Here is a 19,011-nt window from a genome sequence, read left to right as displayed (position 1 = left end):
TCGCGTGCCGGGGCTTTTTCCATGGACGCCGGCGCATCGCCGGCCGCCGTCCAACGCACCACCCAGGAGAGTTATCCAGCGCTGACGCTTTGCCGTGTGCATCCACAACAACAAGGGACAATCCCCATGCAAACCTGGCAACAGCTCTACACCCCGCTTGGCAGCCTCGGGCTGTCGGCACTGGCGGCCCTCGTGCCGATCATTTTCTTCTTCCTCGCCCTGGCGGTGTTCCGCCTGAAGGGGCACGTCGCTGGCGCGATCACCCTGGTGCTGTCGCTGCTGATCGCCATCACCGTCTACCACATGCCGGTGGACAAGGCGCTGGCCTCGGCGGTCTACGGCTTCTTCTACGGGCTCTGGCCGATCGCCTGGATCATCGTGGCGGCGGTGTTCCTCTACAAGCTGACGGTGAAGAGCGGGCAGTTCGAGATCATCCGCAGCTCGGTGCTGTCGATCACTACCGACCAGCGTTTGCAGGTGGTACTGATCGGCTTCTCCTTCGGCGCGTTCCTCGAAGGCGCGGCGGGCTTCGGTGCGCCGGTGGCGATCACCGCGGCGCTGCTGGTCGGCCTGGGCTTCAACCCGCTGTACGCCGCCGGCCTGTGCCTGATCGCCAACACCGCGCCGGTAGCCTTCGGTGCGTTGGGCATCCCGATCATCGTCGCCGGGCAAGTGTCGGGGGTGGACGCCTTCAAGATCGGCGCCATGGCCGGGCGGCAGCTGCCGATCCTGTCGGTGATCGTGCCCTTCTGGCTGGTGGCGATGATGGACGGCTGGCGCGGCATTCGCGAAACCTGGCCGGCGCTGCTGGTGGCCGGCGGTACCTTCGCCATCAGCCAGTTCCTCACCTCCAACTTCATCGGCCCGGAACTGCCGGACATCACCTCGGCGCTGCTGAGCATGGTCTGCCTGACGCTGTTCCTGCGGGTGTGGCAGCCGGTGAATCTGCGCGAGACGGAGTTCTCCAGCATCAATGCCGACGGTAGTGCGACGCTCGGCAACTTCGGCGGCGGGAACGGCAGCGCCCAGCGTGAATCCGAATACAACCTCGGGCAGATCATCAAGGCCTGGTCGCCCTTCCTGATCCTCACCGTGCTGGTGACGATCTGGACCATGAAGCCGTTCAAGGCGCTGTTCCTGCCCGGCGGCGCGCTGGAGAACTGGGTGGCGGTGATCGCCGTGCCCTACCTCGACCAGTTGGTCCTGAAAGCCGCCCCCATCGTCGCCAACCCGACGCCGATGCCGGCGATCTACAAGTTCGACCTGGTCTCGGCCAGCGGAACGGCGATCTTCCTCGCGGCGCTGATCTCCATGGCCATCCTGCGCATCGGCGTGAAAAGCGGCGCGGCCACCTTCCGCGACACCCTGCTGGAGCTCAAATGGCCGGTACTGACCATCGGCATGGTGCTGGCCTTCGCCTTCGTCACCAACTACTCGGGGATGTCCACGACCCTGGCGCTGGTACTGGCGGGAACCGGCGCGGCCTTCCCGTTCTTCTCGCCGTTCCTCGGCTGGCTGGGGGTGTTCCTCACCGGCTCGGACACGTCATCCAATGCCCTGTTCGGCTCGCTGCAGGCGACCACCGCGCACCAGCTCGGCGTGAGCGACACACTGCTGGTAGCGGCCAATACCACGGGCGGAGTCACCGGCAAGATGATCTCGCCGCAGTCCATCGCCGTGGCCTGCGCGGCCACCGGGATGGTCGGCCGGGAGTCGGACCTGTTCCGCTTCACGGTCAAGCACAGCCTGATCTTCGCGGCGTTCATCGGCTTGATCACCCTGGCGCAGGCGTATGTGTTCACGGGGATGCTGGTGCACTGACGGTGCGATCCAGAAGGAGCAGGCAGCACACGTAGGGCGCATAACGCGCCAGCGTTATCCGCCGTGCGGGGCGGCGGATAACCTGTTCCAGGTTATCCGCCCTACAGTACTGCGCCTGCCGTCGGGGACTCCTGTAGGAGCGAGCTTGCTCGCGAAGCGATTCCGCTGCGGGGCCTAGTTCGCGAGCAAGCTCGCTCCTACGAAGGCCAAGAGCCCCTCACCCTCTCCCGCAAGCACGAGAGGGGGCTGTTCGGTACGGGATGAATCCATGCTGTCAGCCGGCACAACCGGCCCCCTCTCCCCTGGGAGAGGGCTGGGGTGAGGGGAAGGCCTGAGCGTCGATATTCCCAACGGCCCGGACCGCGCTCAGTAATCCACCTTCCCCCGCCCCGCCTTGATCGTCCCACGCTTGCTCTTGCCCTCCAGCCGGCGGGTTTTCGAGCCCAGCGTCGGCTTGGTCGGGCGGCGCTTCTTCTCCACTTTCGTGGCACTGCGGATCAGTTCCGCCAGGCGGTTGAGCGCGTCCTCGCGATTCTGTTCCTGGGTGCGGAACTGCTGCGCCTTGATCACCACCACACCATCGCTGGTGATGCGCTGGTCGCTGAGCGCGAGCAGGCGTTCCTTGTAGAACTCCGGCAGGGTCGAGGCGCGCACATCGAAGCGCAGGTGCACCGCGCTGGACACCTTGTTGACGTTCTGCCCGCCGGCGCCCTGGGCGCGGATGGCAGTCAGCTCGATCTCCGCCTCGGGGATCTGCACGGTATTGGAAATCTGCAGCATGGGAAGCATTCAAAGAGGAAATGAACGTCAGGATAGCGCGCAGCGTCGCTGCTGTCCCGAAGCCATCTAGCCCGCCGCAGAGCACCCTTTCCTGACTTTTGCGTCAATTTTTGTATACGTATTTGTGTACAAGTTTTTCTTGCAGTGTCCTCAATTAACCATTAGAACCCAGCCTGTCACCGACCGCAATTCCTCCTGCGGGACGCCGGCCCCCAAGCCACAAAAACAAGAAAAACACAGAGGTGCAGCATGGTTTCATCCGCGATGACGGCCCCTGGCGCCGCCCGCCCCCAACCGCGTTCCAGCCGCCGCCTGAGCAACGGCCGCCGGTTCGCCCTCGGTACCGCGCTGGTCCTTGCCCCGCTGGGCATGGCGCAGGCCGAGGAAGATCGCTTCTTCGAGTGGACCAGCAACACGCTGGGCTTCCGCTACGGCAAGGGCTTCACCAACCCGAACAACCCGCACGACATCAGCAAGCGCATCTTCAGCTTCAGCCACGCCGATGGTTACCGCTACGGCAGCAACTTCTTCCACCTCGACGTGCTGCAATCCGACAGCGATGACCCGCGCAAGGGCACCGACCACGGCAGCAGCGAGGTCTACGGCGTGTTCCGCAGCCAGCTGTATGCCTCCCGGGTGTTCGACCTGCCGCAGGGCAAGGGCCTGGTGAAGGACCACGCCTTCACCTTCGGCTTCGACGCCAGCCGCAACAACAACCTCGGCTCGGCGAAGAAGCGCGCACTGGTGTTCGGCCCGACCATCAAGTTCAACGGTCCCGGCGTGCTGGATCTCTCGCTGTTCTACTACCGCGAGAAGAACCACTCCGGCATTCCCAACGTGAAACACCCGGACCACACCTTCGACACCACCTACATGCTCAACCTGACCTGGCTGCGGCCATTCCAGCTGGGCGACCACGGCGCGAAGTTCCAGGGCTTCCTCAACTACACCGGGGAGAAGGGCGAGGACTACAACGACAACGACACCGCGCCGGAAACGCTGGTGCGCACCTCGCTGATGTTCGCCACCCTGCCGGGCACCAAGCGCCAGCCGAACCTGTGGCTGGGCGTGGGCTACGAGTACTGGCACAACAAGTTCGGCGTGGACGGCGGGCGTGGCACCCGCACCTCGACGCCGACGGTGAACCTGGAGTTCACTTTCTGACGCGCGTTCTCCTGCCCCGCAGGCAGATGGGCCCCTTGTAGGAGCGGACTCTGTCCGCGATGTTCAACCGCCGCTCGGAGCGGCCGGAAACCGATCGCGGACAAAGTCCGCTCCTACGGGGCAGCATTCCCCGGACGGCCCATGAAAAAGCCCGGCCAATGCCGGGCTTTTTCGTCAGCGCAGTACAGGAAGCCTCAACGCTCCTTGCAGGCCACGCCGTCGGCGGGCTCGCCGCCTTTCCAGTCCTTGTACAGGGTCGCGTCTTCGCCCTTGGTCCACCAGACATACTGCCCGGCGGCGTAACGCGCGCCGGAGGCGGAGATGACGTTGGCGAAGACCAGGCTGGAGGCGTCCGTCACCGGCACCACGGCCAGGCTGTTGTCGCCCTTGTTCAGGTACTGCACGCTGATCTTGCGGCCGTCCTCGCACTTGTACGAGACGCTGCGCGAGTCCAGCTTGGCATCGCCGGGCAGGACCAGTGCGTCGACCTGCGGCGCTTTCTTCTCTTCGCCACCACAGGCGACGAGGATGACCGGCACGGCTGCGGCGAGCAGCCAAAGTGCTTTTTTCATGAGTATCCCTCTGACGAAAAATGGCCCGGTCACTCTAGGAAGGATCGGGCCGCGCGGTCAATCGCGCGCGGCTCGACCCAACGTAGGATCAGGCCGCCAAGTCAGTCAGCCAGCGCCGCGCTGGCGCTGCTGCGCGCAGCCGGCTGACGTTTGAGGCGATAGCAGCCGTACATCACCAGCAACCACACCGGGATGGCGTAGACCGAGACCTGGATGCCCGGCGTGAGCAGCATGACGCCAAGGATGAACACCACGAAGCCCAGGCACAGCCAGTTGGCCGCCGGATAGGCGACGGCCCGGAAGGCGCTGCGCTTGCCCTCGGCATCCATGTGCGCGCGGAACTTCAGGTGCGCCAGGCTGATCATCGCCCAGTTGATCACCAGCGCGGCGACCACCAGGGACATCAGCAGCTCCAGCGCGCGGGCCGGCACCAGATAGTTCACCAGCACGGCGAGGAAGGTCACCGCCGCCGAGACCATCAGCGAGCGCACCGGCACGCCACGGCTGTCCACCTTGGCCAGCGCGCGCGGGGCATCACCCTGCTCCGCCAGGCCGACCAGCATGCGGCCGTTGCAGTAGGTGCCGCTGTTGTAGACCGACAGCGCGGCGGTGAGCACCACGAAGTTGAGGACGTGCGCCGCGGTGCCGCTGCCGATCATCGAGAAGATCTGCACGAAGGGGCTGCCGCTGTAGGAATCGCCGGAGGCGTTGAGGGTCTGCAGCAGGCTGTCCCACGGGGTCAGCGAGAGCAGCACGGTGAGCGCGCCAATGTAGAAAATCAGGATGCGGTAGATCACCTGGTTGATCGCCTTGGGGATCACCTTTTTCGGCTGGTCGGCCTCGGCGGCGGTGAAGCCGAGCATCTCCAACCCGCCGAAGGAGAACATGATGATCGCCATGGCCATCACCAGCCCGCTGATGCCGTTGGGGAAGAAGCCGCCATGGGCCCACAGGTTGCTCACGGTTGCCTGTTCGCCGCCGGTGCCGCTGGCCAACAGGTAGCAGCCCAGGGCGATCATGCCGACGATGGCGGCGACCTTGATGATGGCGAACCAGAACTCCGCCTCGCCGAAGGCCTTCACGTTGAACAGGTTGATCGCATTGACCACAACGAAGAACAGCGCGGCGGTGGCCCAGGTCGGCACGTCCGGCCACCAGTAGTGGATGTACTTGCCCACCGCGGTGAGCTCCGACATGCCCACCAGGATGTACAGCACCCAGCAGTTCCAGCCCGAGAGGAAGCCGGCGAAACCGCCCCAGTACTTGTGCGCAAAATGGCTGAAGGAGCCGGCCACGGGCTCCTCGACGATCATCTCGCCGAGCTGGCGCATGATCAGGAAGGCAATGCAGCCGGCGATGGCGTAACCGAGGATCATCGACGGCCCGGCGGACTTGAGCACCCCGGCCGAGCCGAGGAACAGCCCGGTACCGATGGCGCCGCCGAGGGCGATCAGCTGGATATGGCGATTCTTCAGGCCGCGCTGGAGCTGGCCTGCGTGTTGAGTTTCACGCGTCATGCGTCACCTGTTGTTGTTATCTGTGACGGGATTCGGCCGCCCGGCTTGTGGCCAGGCGGTGCGGGCAAGGCAAGGCTAAAGAGCGGTGGAGCGGGCAGGCTGGTTTACAGGGTTACTGGGCGTCGGGCTGCACCTCCGGGGCGGCCTGCTGGAAGGCTTCGAGGAGCTCGCAGCGCGCGGCGATGGCGAGCAGGCGCGGGCAGCCGGAGAGGTCGCAGTCGAAGCGCCGGGCGTTGTACAGCTGGGGAATCAGGCAGGCCTCGAAGTAGCCGGGACGCTCGCCCAGGGATAGCGGGCCGGACCAGCCGGAAACGCCCTCCTCTAGCGCATGCAGGCCGGTTTCGACCCAGTGGCGAATCCATGCCGTCTTCGCCTCGTCCGCCACCGCCAGCGGGCCGCTGAGGTACTGCAGCACACGCAGGTTGTTCAGCGGGTGAATGTCGCAGGCGATATGCAGGGACAGCGCGCGAACCTGGGCGCGTTGCAGCGCATCGCGCGGCAGCAGGCCGGGTTGCGGATGGGTTTCGTCGAGGTATTCGAGGATGGCCAGGGACTGGGCAATGCGCGCGTCACCGTCCACCAGCAGCGGCACCAGTTCCTGGGGATTGAGCGCCTGGTAGTCGGCGGCGTGCTGCTGGCCGCCGTCCTTCACCAGGTGCACCGGCACCTGGCGGTAGGCCAGGCCCTTGAGACCGAGTGCGATGCGCACGCGGTAGGCGGCGCTGGAGCGCCAGTAGGAATACAGGGTGAGCATGGCGGTTCTCCGCGGGTGGCCACGCTACGTGCGCGGCCACCCTGCTAGCGAGTCACTGATCGGAGATCACGCCACGGCGAATCTGGTCTTCCTCGATGGATTCGAACAGGGCCTTGAAGTTGCCCTCGCCGAAGCCCTGGTTGCCCTTGCGCTGGATGATCTCGAAGAAGATCGGGCCGATCACCGTGTTGGTGAAGATCTGCAGCAGGATGCCGTCGTCGCCCGGCGCGCCGTCGATCAGGATGCTCAGCTCGCGCAGGTCCTGCAGCGATTCGCCGTGGCCGGCGACGCGGGTGTCGACCTTCTCGTAGTAGGTGTCCGGAGTGGTCATGAAGTCCACGCCGTTGGCGCGCAGCTGGCGCACGGTTTCGTAGATGTTCTCGGTGGTCAGGGCGATGTGCTGGATGCCTTCGCCGTGGTACTCGCGGATGAATTCCTCGATCTGCGACTTGTCGTCCGCCGACTCGTTGATCGGGATGCGGATCTTGCCGCAGGGCGCGGTCATGGCGCGGGACAGCAGGCCGGTGAGCTTGCCTTCGATATCGAAGTAGCGGATCTCGCGGAAGTTGGCGATGCGCTCGTAGAAGCCGGACCAGACGTCCATCTGGCCGCGCTTGACGTTGTGGGTCAGGTGGTCGATGCACAGCAGGCCGACGGCGTTGTCGGTGGCGCTGCGGCCTTCGATGAACTCGAAGTCGACGTCATAGATGCTCTTGTCGCCATAGCGGTCGACGAGGTACAGAAGCGAACCGCCGATGCCTTCGACGCAGGGGATGTTCAGCTCGCCGAAGTTGGCGTGGCTGCCCACCAGCCTGGCGCCCTGGGATTCGACGTAGGCGGCGGCCTGGGCGGCATTCTTCACCCGGAAGGCCATGGCGCAGGCGCTCGGGCCATGCTTCCTGGCGAACTCGTGGACGTGGCCGGTGGGGCTGCCGTTGAGCACGATGTTGATGTCGTTCTGCTGGAACAGGAAGACTTCCTTGGACCGGTGCTTGGCGGTTTCGGTAAAGCCCATGCCGGTGAACAGCTGGCGCAGTTGCTCGATACCCTGGGCGTCGGGGGCGGTGAATTCGACGAACTCGAAGCCGTCGGTGCCGATGGGGTTGTGCTGCTCGATCTTGGACACGGCGTTCATCCGGCCTCCTCGTTGTCGTTATCGGCTGGTTCGGCGCGGGGCCGTCCAGGCGTTTGGAATACCCTCATGACAACCGGCGGCGGGCTTCGGAACAAGCCGGCAGCGGGCCGCTCTCGGGGCGACCGCGCCGGCGGCCCGGCAAGAAACCCTTACACCCCGCAAAGCTCCGTGCGGCATGCCGCCGCAGCGTAAAGAATTCGTGACAAGGTGGTGCGCCAGCCTGCCAGTCCAAGTGCCGCGCTCTCGTCAGCGAGCCGCGCGGCGACTACCATGCGGCCCATCGCTACTGCCCGAGTCACCCCATGGCCCGCGCCGCTCCCCCTGATTTCGACGCCACCCCCGCCTCCCTCCGCGCCCTGGCCCGCAGCTACCCGCGCGGGCTGCACATCGAGCCGCACTCCCATGACTGGGGGCAGGTGCTCTACGCCATGTCCGGGGTGATGTGGCTGGAAACGCCCGCCGAAGCGCTGCTGGTGCCACCCAACCGCGCCGTCTGGCTGCCGCCGCAGGTGCCCCATGGGATTCGCGTGGTCAGCGAGTTGCAGATGCGCAACATCTACCTGCGACCGGGAACGGCAGACTCCCTCGGTGAGCAGGTGCAGGCATTCGAGGTCGGCGGGCTGCTGCGCGAGCTGATCGTCACCCTGGTGCAGCACGAGCGCGAGCCGGACACCGACTACTACCAGGCACTGTCGCAATTGGCCGTGCTGGAACTGCAACGCGCCCGCAGCCTGCTGCTGCGCGTGCCGCTGCCGGACGACTCCGACCGCCGCCTGCTGAACCTGTGCCTGGCGGTGATGGCCGAGCCGTCGCAGGACATCTCCTTCGAACAGCACGCCGCCGATGCCGGCGCCAGCGTGCGCACCCTCGCCCGCCTGTTCCAGCGCAGCCTGGGCATGGGCTTCGCCCAGTGGCGCCGGCAGGTGCAGTTGGCCACGGCGGTGGCGCAGCTCAACGAGGGCCTCGCGGTGAGCCAGATTGCCCATGGTCTGGGCTATCAGCCGGGGAGCTTCAGCGAGATGTTCCGCCGTGAGCTGGGCGTGGCGCCTTCGGAATACTGCGCCCGGTAGGCCTGGCCTTTCGCAGGAGCGAGCTTGCTCGCGACCGGCATTGCACCGTGCCGTGCGGGTTCGCGAGCAAGCTCGCTCCTACAGGAAAAGCCTGCTCCACGCTCTGGCTCTGGCTCTGGCTCTGGCTCTGGCTCTGGCTCTGGCTCTGGCTCTGGCTCTGGCTCTGGCTCTGGCTCTGGCTCCAGCGTCTAGAAGACTTCCAGAGAAACACCCAAGCGCTCCGGAATGCCCCGTTCAGGAGGCCTCGTTGAATTGGAGTTTCAGGGGTTGAGCGGCATGGATGCCGCGAGAGCCACGATGGGCCAGGGATGGCCCTTCGTGGTGTGCCCCTGAAACTTCGATTCGACGAGGGTATTTTTCGCCCAAGCGAAAAACCGGATGTCCGGGGCTAGACCTTTGCCTTCTTTGGGGCGTTTGCCAAAGAAGGTCGCCCGAGGGGGCGAAACCCAGAATCCGCGCGTATGCCGAAGCGGCGCGGAAACACCCAGGTCAACGCGACAGTCCGGCAGCACCAGAGCAAAAGAAAGCGCCGACCCTGCCGACTGATCGCGAGCATGGCCCGTTCCTGCAACGGGCACTGCCGCTCGGCACCTGGCACGCCCATCCAATACTCCCCACCGACATCTGTCCGATATTCCGAAGTCCCTGACCGGCGACGCCCTCCCGCAGCCCCTAGACTGCCTCCATCCCACCCGGCCGCCGGAGCGATCCACGGAGGACACATGAGCTACCTGATCTCCCTGGCCATCGGCATCGCCGTCGGCCTCGCCTACCACTTCCTCGACTTCCGCTCGCCGGCGCCGCCGCTGGTGGCGCTGGTCGGCCTGCTGGGCATGCAGATCGGCGAGAACGCCCTGCCGCTGCTGACCCGCTGGCTGCACTGATTCCTCACTCCCACTGCTTGCCAAGGACCCGTGCCATGAAAGCCCTGCAATTCGACCGCACCGGCGACCTCGCCGCCCTGAGCTTCACCGAGATCGCCGACCCGGTGCCCGCCGCCGACGAAGTGCTGGTGGAAGTCCACGCCGCCGGACTCAACCCCAGCGACGTGAAGAACGTCCTCGGTCGCTTCCCCTACACCACGCTGCCCCGCGTGCCCGGCCGCGATTTCGCCGGTACCGTGGTACAGGGCCCGACCGAGCTGCTGGGCAAGTCCGTCTGGGGCACCGGTCGCGGCCTCGGCTTCAGCCGCAATGGCAGCCACGCCCAGTTGATGAGCGTGCCGGCCGGCGGCGTGGCGCTGATGCCCGAACGCCTGAGCTTCGCCCAGGCCGCCAGCTGCGGCGTGCCCTTCACCACCGCCTGGGACGCCCTGGAGCGCAGCCAGGTCGGTAACGCTACGCGCCTGCTGGTGATCGGCTCCGGCGCTGTCGGCGCGGCGGCCATTTCCCTGGCCAAGGCCCGTGGTGCGCAGGTGCTGGGCGCCGTACGGCGTGCCGAATCACAGGTGGAACTGCAGGCCCAGGGCGTCCCGAGCATCCTGCTGGGCTCGGCGGAAACGCTGGCGGCACAGGTGGAAGAACATTTCCCCGGCGGCGCCGAGGTGATCTTCGATACCACCGGTTTCTGGCTGCCAGCCGCCGTTTCCGCCCTGGCCACCTTCGGCCGCATCGCCATCATCGCCGCACCGGTGGACGGCCATGTGCAGTTGCCGGCCCTGGCGCTGTATCGCCGTGGCGGTTCAGTGGTGGGGGTGAACTCGCTGCTGTACGACACGCTCGCCTGCGCCGCGATGCTGCGCCAGTTCGGCCAGTGGTTCGACGACGGCAGGCTGCCGTTGCCCACCGGCCTGCGCGAAGTGCCGCTGAGCGAGGGTGTACAGCATTACCACGAGATCAACGAAGGCAGCAGCGAGAAGATCATTCTCGTGCCGTGAGGATTCGATTGGCGGTCCGCTGAAAGCCCCTCACCCTGGCCCTCTCCCGCAGGGAGAGGGCCAGGGTGAGGGCATTCCCCTGCGCCGGAGCACAACCAGCCCCTACCCCGCCGCCTTCATCGAAGATCCCCGCCGCAGCCCACTCTGGGCCTGCTCCAGTGCCAGGCACTGGTCGAGGAACATGCGCATGTAGCCGTAGCTCTTGCAGATCGCCTCGCGCAGGGCCAGGCAGCGCGGCATGGCGAGCTGCGGGCCGCAGAGGGTGCAGATGATCTCCAGGGCTTCCCAGGGATGATCGTCGTCGTAGCGCGCGTGCATCTTCAGCCAGCGCATGGCGTCCTTGCGGGCGCCGGCCGGCAGGGTGCGTTCGTAGGTATCGCTGGAGCAGACCAGCGCCGACCAGTCTCCGGTCGCGCCTTCGATGGCGTAGTTGGTGGCCGCCATGGCCAGCGCCAGCTCTTCGGTGGCACAGCTGTGCCAGCACCAGTGACCAAGGGCGTGGAGTTCGGCGGGCACCAGTTGCGCCTTGAGTTCGGCCAGGGTCACACCATAGGCCTCGGCCCAGCGTACCCAGTAGTCGGCGTGGTTGAGCTCGACGCGGATGTTGCGCATCAGCCAGCGCCGCGCCATGTCCTCGCCAGGGCTGCGGCCGAAACGGGTCTTGAGCAGGTTGTGGGACATGTACAGGGGGAACTGCTCCACCACCTGCCAGCCGCCGATGAGGAAGGCGCGCATGGTCTGGCGGCTCAGCTGGCCGTCGCGCATTCGCGCGTAGAGTGGGTGGCCCACCACCGCCAGGCGGCTGGTCTCGCATTCCTGCACCAGGCGTTGCGCCCAGTGCGGGTAACTGGAAAGTTCCTTGAGCGGCCCACTGCGAACAAAGGTGTCGTTCATCCAAGGCTCCGTTGCTGGTCGATCCATGCAAGCACCGGTAAATCAGGCCTCAGGTTAGTCCTCTCCTGGCTGCGCGTCACCGTCCGGAGGTTGTGTCGGATGCCACGGCTGCGACGTGCGTCTCACGCAGGAAGTTCCGATTGAAGGGCTGCGGCCGCGCTAGGCCATACCCCTGGGCATAGTCGATGCCGATTTCGCGCAGGACTTCGAGGATTTCCTGGGTCTCAACGAACTCCGCCACCGTGCGTTTGCCCATCACGTGGCCAATCTGGTTGATGACCTGGACCATGGCTCGGTCGATGGGGTCCTCGAGCATGTCCTTGATGAAGCTGCCGTCGATCTTCAGGTAGTCCACCGGCAGGTGCTTGAGGTAGACGAAGGAAGACATGCCGGCGCAGAAGTCATCCAGCGAGAAGCGGTAGCCCAGGGCCTTGAGCTCCTGGATGAAGCGCGTGGCGTTGACCAGGTTGGCGATGGCACTGGTCTCGGTGATCTCGAAGCACACGCTCGACGGCTCGATGCCATAACGTGGCTGCACTTCACGAAGGAAGTCGAGGAAGGTGTCGTCACCGATGGTCGCGCCGGAGAGGTTGATGGCGCAGGTATGGATCGGTTCGTAACCGCCGTCCGCAATGCGTTCGGCGAGGATCCTGAAGGCATTCTCGACCACCCAGCGGTCGATGTCCGGCATCAGCCCGTAGCGCTCCGCCGCGGGAATGAAGTTGATCGGAGCCACCAGCCGGCCGCACTCGTCGTTCAGGCGCAGCAGCAGCTCGACGTGGGCGCCCTCCATCACGCGCTCGTCGACCGGGAAGATCGGCTGGGCAAAGAGGCAGAAGCGCTCCTCCTCCAGGCCCAGGCGAATTCGCTGCACCCAGGCCATCTCGCCGACGCGGTTGGACAATTCGGTATCGTCGGGGCGGAACACCTGGGCACGGTTGCGGCCCTTTTCCTTGGCCATGTAGCAGGCCATGTCGGCGCAGCGCAGCGCCTCCTCGACCGACACCAGCATGGCCGAGATGTGCACCACGCCGATGCTCACGGTGACGTTGAAGCCGCGCCCTTCCCACATGAAGTGCAACGCCTGCACGGTCAGGCGGATGCGCTCGGCGATCTGTACCGCCATGTCCGGCGGGCAGTGTTCCAGGAGGATGCCGAACTCATCACCGCCCAGGCGCGCCAGGGTGTCGCCATCGCGCAGGCACTGCTGCAGCACCGAGCAGACCTGGCGCAGCAGTTCATCGCCGGCGGCATGGCCGCAGGTGTCGTTGACCAGCTTGAACTGGTCCAGGTCCAGATACATCAGCGAGTGCTGGTCGTGCGAATCCGCCGAGCTTTCCAGGGCCTGCTTCAGGCGGAATTCGAATTCGCGGCGGTTGGTCAGGCCGGTCAGCGCGTCATGGGTCGCCTGCCAGGACAGGCTGGCCATGTACTGGCGCTCGCGGGTCATGTCGTGCAGCACCAGCACCACGCCGACTACCCGGCCATCGGCGTGAATCGGCGTGGCCACCAGGGTTACCGCCACGCTGGTACCGTCCAGACGCTGGATCAGCTTGCTGGTCTCGCTGCCGCCGTCCACTTCGCCACGCAGGATCTGTCCCACCAGGGGCAGGCCCTCGACCTGGGAGCTCTCGTCCAGCACGCGCAGCAGCGAGCGCAGCGGCAGGCCGACGGCCATGGAGTTGTCCCAGCCGATCAGGCGCTCCGCCGCCGGGTTGAAGTAGGCGATGCATTCGTGGTCGTCGAGGGTGACCACGCCGTCGCCGATTGCCGCCAGGGTGGTCTGCGCGCGCTCGCGCTCGGTGTCCAGCGCACTTTCAAAGGCTCGCTGCTGGTGCAGCAGCTTGCGTGTGCGCCACACCGCCAGGAGGATCAATGCCAGCCCGGTCAGGCCGTTGGCCACCAGCAGCACCCACATGATCATCCGCGAGCCCTGCCCCAGCGCGGCGGAGAAGGCCATGGCGGCGGGCGTGACGCCGTCGTTGATGGCCTGGATGCGGCTGTTCCAGTAGCTCAGGTCGCCGGGGCGGACGTCGTCGGCGCGGATCTTTGCGCTCATCTCGTCGGCCAGTTGTTCCAGCTGATCGAGATAGGCGTCGCCGATGATCCACATCTTCACCGCCTGGTCGAAGTAGCTGTATTCGTGGAAATAGCGGTACAGCCAGATCAGCGCGCCGACATCGTCGGGATGGATGCCGCCCTGCAGGGCACCGCTGCGAGCGAGGTCGAGGTCAGGTTGGCTGAGGTCGAGAGCCGCGCGGAAGGTGCGATCGCCCTGGGGAATGGCAATGGCGGTGCGGTAGCGCTGGTAATCCTCCGTGTCGCGGCTCTGGCCGTAGAGTTGCAGGTAATGGATGGCGTCCTTCTGGCCCTTGGACCAGAGGCTCTCGCCGCCCACATAGGCGCGCACCCCGGAGAGGATAAAGAAGCTGCCGCTGCCGATCAGCGTCTGCAGCAGGACCACGACCATGAACGGCCAGACCAGCTTGAGCAGACGCGTCGTACGCCGGGTCGGCAAAAGTCCCATTGCATCCATAACCAGTTTCGACTTCCTTCTTCTGATCCCTGCCAGGCCACAGGGGAGGAGCTGGCGCTCCGCCTCGGGGACTTTTCTGTCAGGCGGCCCGTTCCTTAACTTCTAGCCGATCACTGGAAATCCTCAAACCGAAGGGCATGACGCTTGGTCGGCTGGATGCCTGCCGTCCAGCGGAAATACCGTGGCTGCTGAGCGCAAAACACCTTCCGTCGCCTGCCCGCCGCGGCGACCAGGTAGCCGATTAGTGGCCTTGCGACAGCGAAGGCCATGTGCCATACCTGAGCCGATCGTGCAATCTGCAAAGTGCAATCTGCAAGGCGCAACGTGCAACCGGCAAGCAACGGATGGAGCGGCCATGCCTCGGCGGGATATGGACAGACGCTACGACCGCCTGGTGGGCCTGACCTACGAGTGCGTGCTCGACGAGGCCAACTGGCTGCCGCTGCTCACCGAGCTGATCTGCGCCAGCGGCCGCCAGCAAGGCGCCCTGCTGTTCTGGGACCAGACCGAGAGCGGTGCGCTGGCCAGCGAGATCAACCTCTGCGATCCCGGCGCCATCGAAACCTACAACCGCGAGTTCTGCACCATCGATCCGTCCAAGGGCTTCATGCTCCACCGCCCGGTCGGCCACTGGTACCACGACCGCGAGGAGTACGGCCCGCAGCGCATGGCCCGCGATCCCTACTACCAGGAATTCCAGCGCCCCAACGGCATGCACAACGTGTCCTGCCTGAAGCTCAACGAACAGGCCAACTCCGGCGTCTACCTGTCGGTGCTGACCAGCCTCGGCGCTCGCTATCCCGACGCGCAGGAACAAACCCTGCTGACCCGCCTTAGCGAGCACCTGACCCGCGCCGCGCGGATGTTCGGTCGCATCGACGAGATGCGCCAGCAACTGGCCCACCGCGACCTGCTGCTGGACCAGCACCCCACGCCACTCTGGCTGCTGGAAGGCAACGCCCGGGTCCTTTACGCCAACCAGGCGGCGCAGCAGCGCCTCGGGCAGCGCGCCGGGCTGTTCCAGGAAGTCTTCGGGCGCCTGCACTGCCGCCAGCACGACGCGAAACTCCAGGCCCTGGTGCGCCACGCTGCGCCGCGCTCCGGCAAGGGCAAGGCCGGCTGGCTGCCGCTGGGCGATGGCAGCGGGCAGGAACTGCTGGTCACCCCGGTGCCCGCCGAAGCGAACTTCAACCAGCCCTTCCAGCGCCCCCTGGTGCTGCTGGCGCTACTCGACGCACATCGCCAGAGCCGCCTGCTCGGCGAACTGTTCGGCCTCACCCCGGCCGAACAGCGCCTGGGCGCCCTGCTGGTCCGCGGCCTGGCGCCGGAGCAGTGCGCGGAACAGCTCGGCACCTCGATCAATACGGTCCGCAGCCAATTGCGCGCGCTGTTCCGCAAGACCCACACCAGCCGTCAGGCCGAACTGGTCAGCCTGCTGGTGCGGCTCGGGCAGCGCTGAAATTTCGCCGCCGTCATTCATTCAGATGATGGCCCGGGGCCAAGCGGCCCCTAAGGTGTTGGACGGGGCACCGGCGCGGCCGGTGACGCATTCTTTTCACTGCGCGATTTCCCAGGTGGACGGCAATGGACAATGGCACTCAGCATCCGGACTCGCTAACCGAAGCCATCGAGCAACTCGAACAACAACTGCGCCACCTCAGGGATGGCGAGACCGATCTGCTGACCCTCGCCACGGGCAGCGCGCCGCCCGCGGAGAGCCTGCGCGTGGTGCCCTTTCCCCGGCGTCGCGAACGGCCGATGGGCGAAGGCGCCGGCAACGCCGTGCTGATGGATTACCTGTACGGCATCGACAGCACCCTGCGCTCGCTGTTGCCCGACGGCCCCACCGATGAATTGTTCCGCTACGCCAGCTCTGCCCCCGCGTCCCGCGCGCTGCGCTCGCGCCGCCAGTTGCTGGCGCGGGAGATCGACCGCTGCTGCGACCAGCTCAGCGGCCAGGCGCGCATTCTCTGCGTGGGCTGCGGACACCTGCGCGAAGTCGAGCTGGCGCGCTCGCTGCGCCATGGTCGATTCCTCCAGTTCACCGCGCTGGATGCGCAGTCCCTGTCCCTGCAGACGGTGGAGGCCAGTTACGCCGCGCTCGGCATCCAGACGCAGCAGTGCACCCTGGACGAGCTGTTCTACGGGCGCCAGGACCTGAGCCATTTCGACCTGATCTACTCGCCGGGCCTGTACGAGGTGCTGGATGACCATGACGCCCGCGACCTGACCCGCAACCTGTTCGCTCGCCTGCTGCCCGGCGGCCGCCTGCTGATGGGCAACTTCCTTCCCGGCGTGCCGGATATTGCCTACCTCGAGGGGCTGCTGGACTGGCGCCCGCACTACCGCACCGATGCTTCGCTGCTCGACCTGTTGCTGGGCATTCCCTACAACGACATCGGCGGCGCGCGGGTCTTCCACGACCTGGGCAATTGCGTGGCCTTCCTGGAAGTCACCCGCTACGGCTGATCAACCCTGCTGCAGGTGACCGTACAGGCGCGCGTAAAGCCCGCCTTCGGCGATCAGTTGCTGGTGATCGCCGTCCTCGGCGATGCGCCCGCCGTCGAACACCAGCACGCGGTCGGCCTGTTTCACCGCAGACAGGCGGTGGGCGATGATCAGCGTGGTGCGGCCTTCGAGGAAGCGCTCCAGCGCCTGGTGCAGGGCATATTCGGTGGCGGCATCGAGGGCGGAAGTCGCCTCGTCGAGGATCACCACCTTCGGTTCGGCGAGCACCATGCGGGCGATTGCCAGGCGTTGCCGCTGACCACCGGAGAGGCGCACGCCGGAACGCCCGACCACGCTGTCCAGCCCCTGTGGCAAGGCACGGATGGTGTCCGCCAGCTGCGCCACCTCCAGGGCACGCCAGCACGCTTCGTCGCCGCGCTCGCGACCCATGGTCAGGTTGGCGCGCACCGTATCGTTGAACAGCGCCGGATGCTGCAGGACCACGGCGACATGCTCGCGCACGCAGTCCAGGCCGATCTCTTCCAGTGCCGCGCCGCCATAGCGGATGGTTCCGGACTGTGGCTGGTAGAGGCCCAGCAGCAGCTGCACCAGGGTGCTCTTGCCGCCGCCGCTGGCGCCAACGATGGCGACTTTCTCGCCGGCGGCGATGTCCAGGTCGAGTCCGTCCAGCACAAGCTCATCGCGGTAGGCAAAACTCAGGTCGCGCACCTGGATGCCGACGCTGCTCTGCCCGGCGAACGGGTCGCGGCGATGTTGGTAATGCGGCTCATCGGAGCGTGCCAGCAACTCATTGATCCGCGCCAGCGCACCGCCAGCGGCGTAATACGCGTATTGCAGGCTGAGCAGTTGCTCCACCGGGCCGATCATGAACCAGAGGTAGCTGAACACCGCGAGCATCTGGCCGATGGACAGGTCGGAGAACAGCACGGTGACCATCGCCGCGGCGCGGAACAGGTCGATGCCGAACTGGAACAGTAGGCCACTGGCTCGCCCGGCGGCATCGCTCTTCCACTGCGAAGCGACGGCATAGTCACGCACCTCGCGGGCGCGCAGGCCCAGGCGGCCGAGGAAGAAGCCCTGGCGATTGCCGGCGCGCACTTCCTGGATGGCTTCGAGGGTTTCCGTCAGCGCCTGGGTGAAGCGCGAGGTGCTGTCGTTCTCCAGCTTCTTCAGGTGCTTCACGCGCTTGCCCAGCTGCACCGTGGCGAAGATCACCAGCGGGTTGAACAGCAGGATCAGCAGCGCCAGCTTCCAGTGCATCCAGATCAGGATGCCGGCGGTTCCGCAAAGGGTCAGCAGCGCCACCAGGAAGCGGCTCAGGGTGTCGCCGACGAACTTGTCGAGGGTATCGAGATCGGTCACCAGGTGTGCGCTGACCGAGCCGCCGCCCAGGGTTTCGTACTCGCCCAGGGCAATGCGTTTCAGGCGTTCGATCAGGCGCAGGCGGATGCGGTAGACCACGTCCTTGGACAGCCGCGCGAACAGCCTGGCCTGCAGCACGTTGAACACCAGCGCGCAACTGCGCAGCACCAGGGTCACCAGCAGCATCAGGCCGATGTAGCCGGCGGGCTTGTGCCAGCCGGCGGGCAGCCAGTGGTTCATCACCTGCAGGGCAGCGTCGCCCTTGCCCAACAGCACTTCGTCCACCAATAGCGGCAGCAGCAGCGGGATCGGCACGCTGCAGGCGGTGGCCAGCACGGCGACCAGGTTGGCGAGGAGCAGGGCCTTGCGATGACGGAATGCGAGCCGGCGAATCTCCGCCCAGCTCAGGCGGTCAGCGGACAGCTCAGGCATGCCGCCCACGCTCCAGCCAGCGCTGCAGCAGCGGCGCGAGTTCGCCCAGCGGCTGGTAGCCATTGGTCAGCAGGGCCAACTGGCCGTCACGCTCGGCGAGCAGCGTGGGGAAGCCGGCGATGCCCAGGTCACGCGCCCAGGAGAAGTCGGCCAGGGTCGCCAGGTGGTTGTCCTGGCTGTCGAAGGCTTCGGCGAACTCGATGCGCGGCAGGCCAACGCGTTCGGCCAGCTCGCTGAGCACGCTGGCCTGGGTGACGTCGCGGCCTTCGGCGTAGAAGGCACGCTGGATTTCGCCGACCAGTGCCCAGGCGCAGTCCTCGTCCAGGCGCCGCGCTGTAACCACGGCACGGCAGGCCGGCTCGGTGTCGTAGACGAAACCTTCGGGCAAGGCGTCCTCGAAGCGGAACGGCTGGCCGGTGGCGTCATGCACCGCGTGCCAGTGTTCGAGAATGTAGCGCTTGGTGGTCGGCTCCAGCGCCGCCCCCTGCCCCGTGCGCAACCCGCCCATCACCAGCGCCAGCGGCACGCCGGCGGTGCGCGCCTGCTCCACCAGTTGCCTGGCCACCGGGGCAAACCCCCAGCACCAGGAGCACATCGGGTCCATCACGTAGAGCAGGCGGCTGGTCATG

The 19,011-nt window shown here is 66.2% G+C and carries 16 protein-coding genes; 7 read left to right on the top strand and 9 right to left on the bottom strand.

Annotated features, from left to right (window positions below):
• Positions 1 to 126: 126 nt before the first annotated feature.
• Positions 127 to 1,821 (top strand): lactate permease LctP family transporter, encoded by a 1,695-nt coding sequence (locus tag N5C91_RS04870; protein ID WP_279828215.1) that lies wholly within the window; start codon positions 127 to 129, stop codon positions 1,819 to 1,821.
• A 366-nt stretch (positions 1,822 to 2,187) separates the two neighbouring features.
• On the opposite strand, the gene arfB is transcribed toward N5C91_RS04870, so the two are convergent.
• Complete coding sequence (arfB, locus tag N5C91_RS04865; RefSeq protein ID WP_279828214.1) at positions 2,188 to 2,601, bottom strand: alternative ribosome rescue aminoacyl-tRNA hydrolase ArfB; 414 nt, start codon at positions 2,599 to 2,601, stop codon at positions 2,188 to 2,190.
• Between the two features lie 369 nt (positions 2,602 to 2,970).
• Between arfB and N5C91_RS04860 the strand changes: the two genes are divergently transcribed.
• The gene (locus N5C91_RS04860) at positions 2,971 to 3,765 is read left to right on the top strand and encodes a nucleoside-binding protein (protein WP_236174013.1); all 795 of its coding nucleotides are present in this window, start codon (positions 2,971 to 2,973) and stop codon (positions 3,763 to 3,765) included.
• Positions 3,766 to 3,959: 194 nt separating this feature from the next.
• Here the strand turns inward: N5C91_RS04860 and N5C91_RS04855 are convergent, their stop codons facing one another.
• From N5C91_RS04855 to hppD, 4 genes are all read right to left on the bottom strand, one after another.
• Positions 3,960 to 4,337, bottom strand: a complete 378-nt coding sequence (locus N5C91_RS04855) for an MliC family protein (RefSeq protein ID WP_024764361.1) — start codon at positions 4,335 to 4,337, stop codon at positions 3,960 to 3,962.
• Positions 4,338 to 4,438: 101 nt separating this feature from the next.
• Positions 4,439 to 5,854 (bottom strand): amino acid permease, encoded by a 1,416-nt coding sequence (locus N5C91_RS04850; RefSeq protein ID WP_279828213.1) that lies wholly within the window; start codon positions 5,852 to 5,854, stop codon positions 4,439 to 4,441.
• Positions 5,855 to 5,966: 112 nt separating this feature from the next.
• Positions 5,967 to 6,608, bottom strand: a complete 642-nt coding sequence (gene maiA / locus N5C91_RS04845; protein WP_279828210.1) for a maleylacetoacetate isomerase — start codon at positions 6,606 to 6,608, stop codon at positions 5,967 to 5,969.
• 52 nt (positions 6,609 to 6,660) lie between these two features.
• Positions 6,661 to 7,743 (bottom strand): 4-hydroxyphenylpyruvate dioxygenase, encoded by a 1,083-nt coding sequence (gene hppD / locus N5C91_RS04840; RefSeq protein ID WP_279828209.1) that lies wholly within the window; start codon positions 7,741 to 7,743, stop codon positions 6,661 to 6,663.
• Between the two features lie 302 nt (positions 7,744 to 8,045).
• Here hppD and N5C91_RS04835 point away from each other — a divergent pair, with 302 nt between their 5' ends.
• From N5C91_RS04835 to N5C91_RS04825, 3 genes are all read left to right on the top strand, one after another.
• Positions 8,046 to 8,813: a helix-turn-helix transcriptional regulator gene (locus N5C91_RS04835; RefSeq protein WP_279828208.1), complete on the top strand. Its 768-nt coding sequence runs from the start codon at positions 8,046 to 8,048 to the stop codon at positions 8,811 to 8,813.
• Between the two features lie 722 nt (positions 8,814 to 9,535).
• Positions 9,536 to 9,697 carry a DUF1427 family protein gene (locus N5C91_RS04830; protein WP_082085844.1) on the top strand — a complete coding sequence of 54 codons (162 nt, stop codon included), beginning with the start codon at positions 9,536 to 9,538 and terminating at the stop codon, positions 9,695 to 9,697.
• A gap of 35 nt (positions 9,698 to 9,732) precedes the next feature.
• Positions 9,733 to 10,689 carry a zinc-binding alcohol dehydrogenase family protein gene (locus N5C91_RS04825; RefSeq protein WP_279828205.1) on the top strand — a complete coding sequence of 319 codons (957 nt, stop codon included), beginning with the start codon at positions 9,733 to 9,735 and terminating at the stop codon, positions 10,687 to 10,689.
• 102 nt (positions 10,690 to 10,791) lie between these two features.
• On the opposite strand, the gene N5C91_RS04820 is transcribed toward N5C91_RS04825, so the two are convergent.
• Entirely contained in the window at positions 10,792 to 11,583 is a 792-nt protein-coding gene (locus N5C91_RS04820) for an iron-containing redox enzyme family protein (protein WP_236175004.1), read from the bottom strand.
• A gap of 76 nt (positions 11,584 to 11,659) precedes the next feature.
• Complete coding sequence (locus tag N5C91_RS04815; RefSeq protein WP_279828202.1) at positions 11,660 to 14,110, bottom strand: EAL domain-containing protein; 2,451 nt, start codon at positions 14,108 to 14,110, stop codon at positions 11,660 to 11,662.
• A gap of 364 nt (positions 14,111 to 14,474) precedes the next feature.
• On the opposite strand from N5C91_RS04815, the gene N5C91_RS04810 reads away from it, so the two are divergent.
• Positions 14,475 to 15,578, top strand: coding sequence for a PAS domain-containing protein (locus N5C91_RS04810; protein ID WP_236201102.1), 1,104 nt, complete (start codon positions 14,475 to 14,477; stop codon positions 15,576 to 15,578).
• 125 nt (positions 15,579 to 15,703) lie between these two features.
• Complete coding sequence (locus N5C91_RS04805; protein WP_236201101.1) at positions 15,704 to 16,588, top strand: class I SAM-dependent methyltransferase; 885 nt, start codon at positions 15,704 to 15,706, stop codon at positions 16,586 to 16,588.
• Here N5C91_RS04805 and N5C91_RS04800 read toward each other — a convergent pair whose 3' ends face one another.
• Complete coding sequence (locus N5C91_RS04800) at positions 16,589 to 18,382, bottom strand: ABC transporter ATP-binding protein (RefSeq protein ID WP_279828199.1); 1,794 nt, start codon at positions 18,380 to 18,382, stop codon at positions 16,589 to 16,591. It lies immediately after the preceding gene.
• Complete coding sequence (locus N5C91_RS04795; RefSeq protein ID WP_236175009.1) at positions 18,375 to 19,010, bottom strand: DsbA family protein; 636 nt, start codon at positions 19,008 to 19,010, stop codon at positions 18,375 to 18,377. Before N5C91_RS04795 ends, N5C91_RS04800 begins: the two co-directional genes overlap by 8 nt.
• Position 19,011 lies beyond the last annotated feature (1 nt).

The organism is Pseudomonas sp. GD03903, assembly GCF_029840045.1.
Lineage (GTDB): Bacteria > Pseudomonadota > Gammaproteobacteria > Pseudomonadales > Pseudomonadaceae > Pseudomonas > Pseudomonas pseudonitroreducens.
This window is presented reverse-complemented; position numbering and strand designations above follow the sequence as displayed.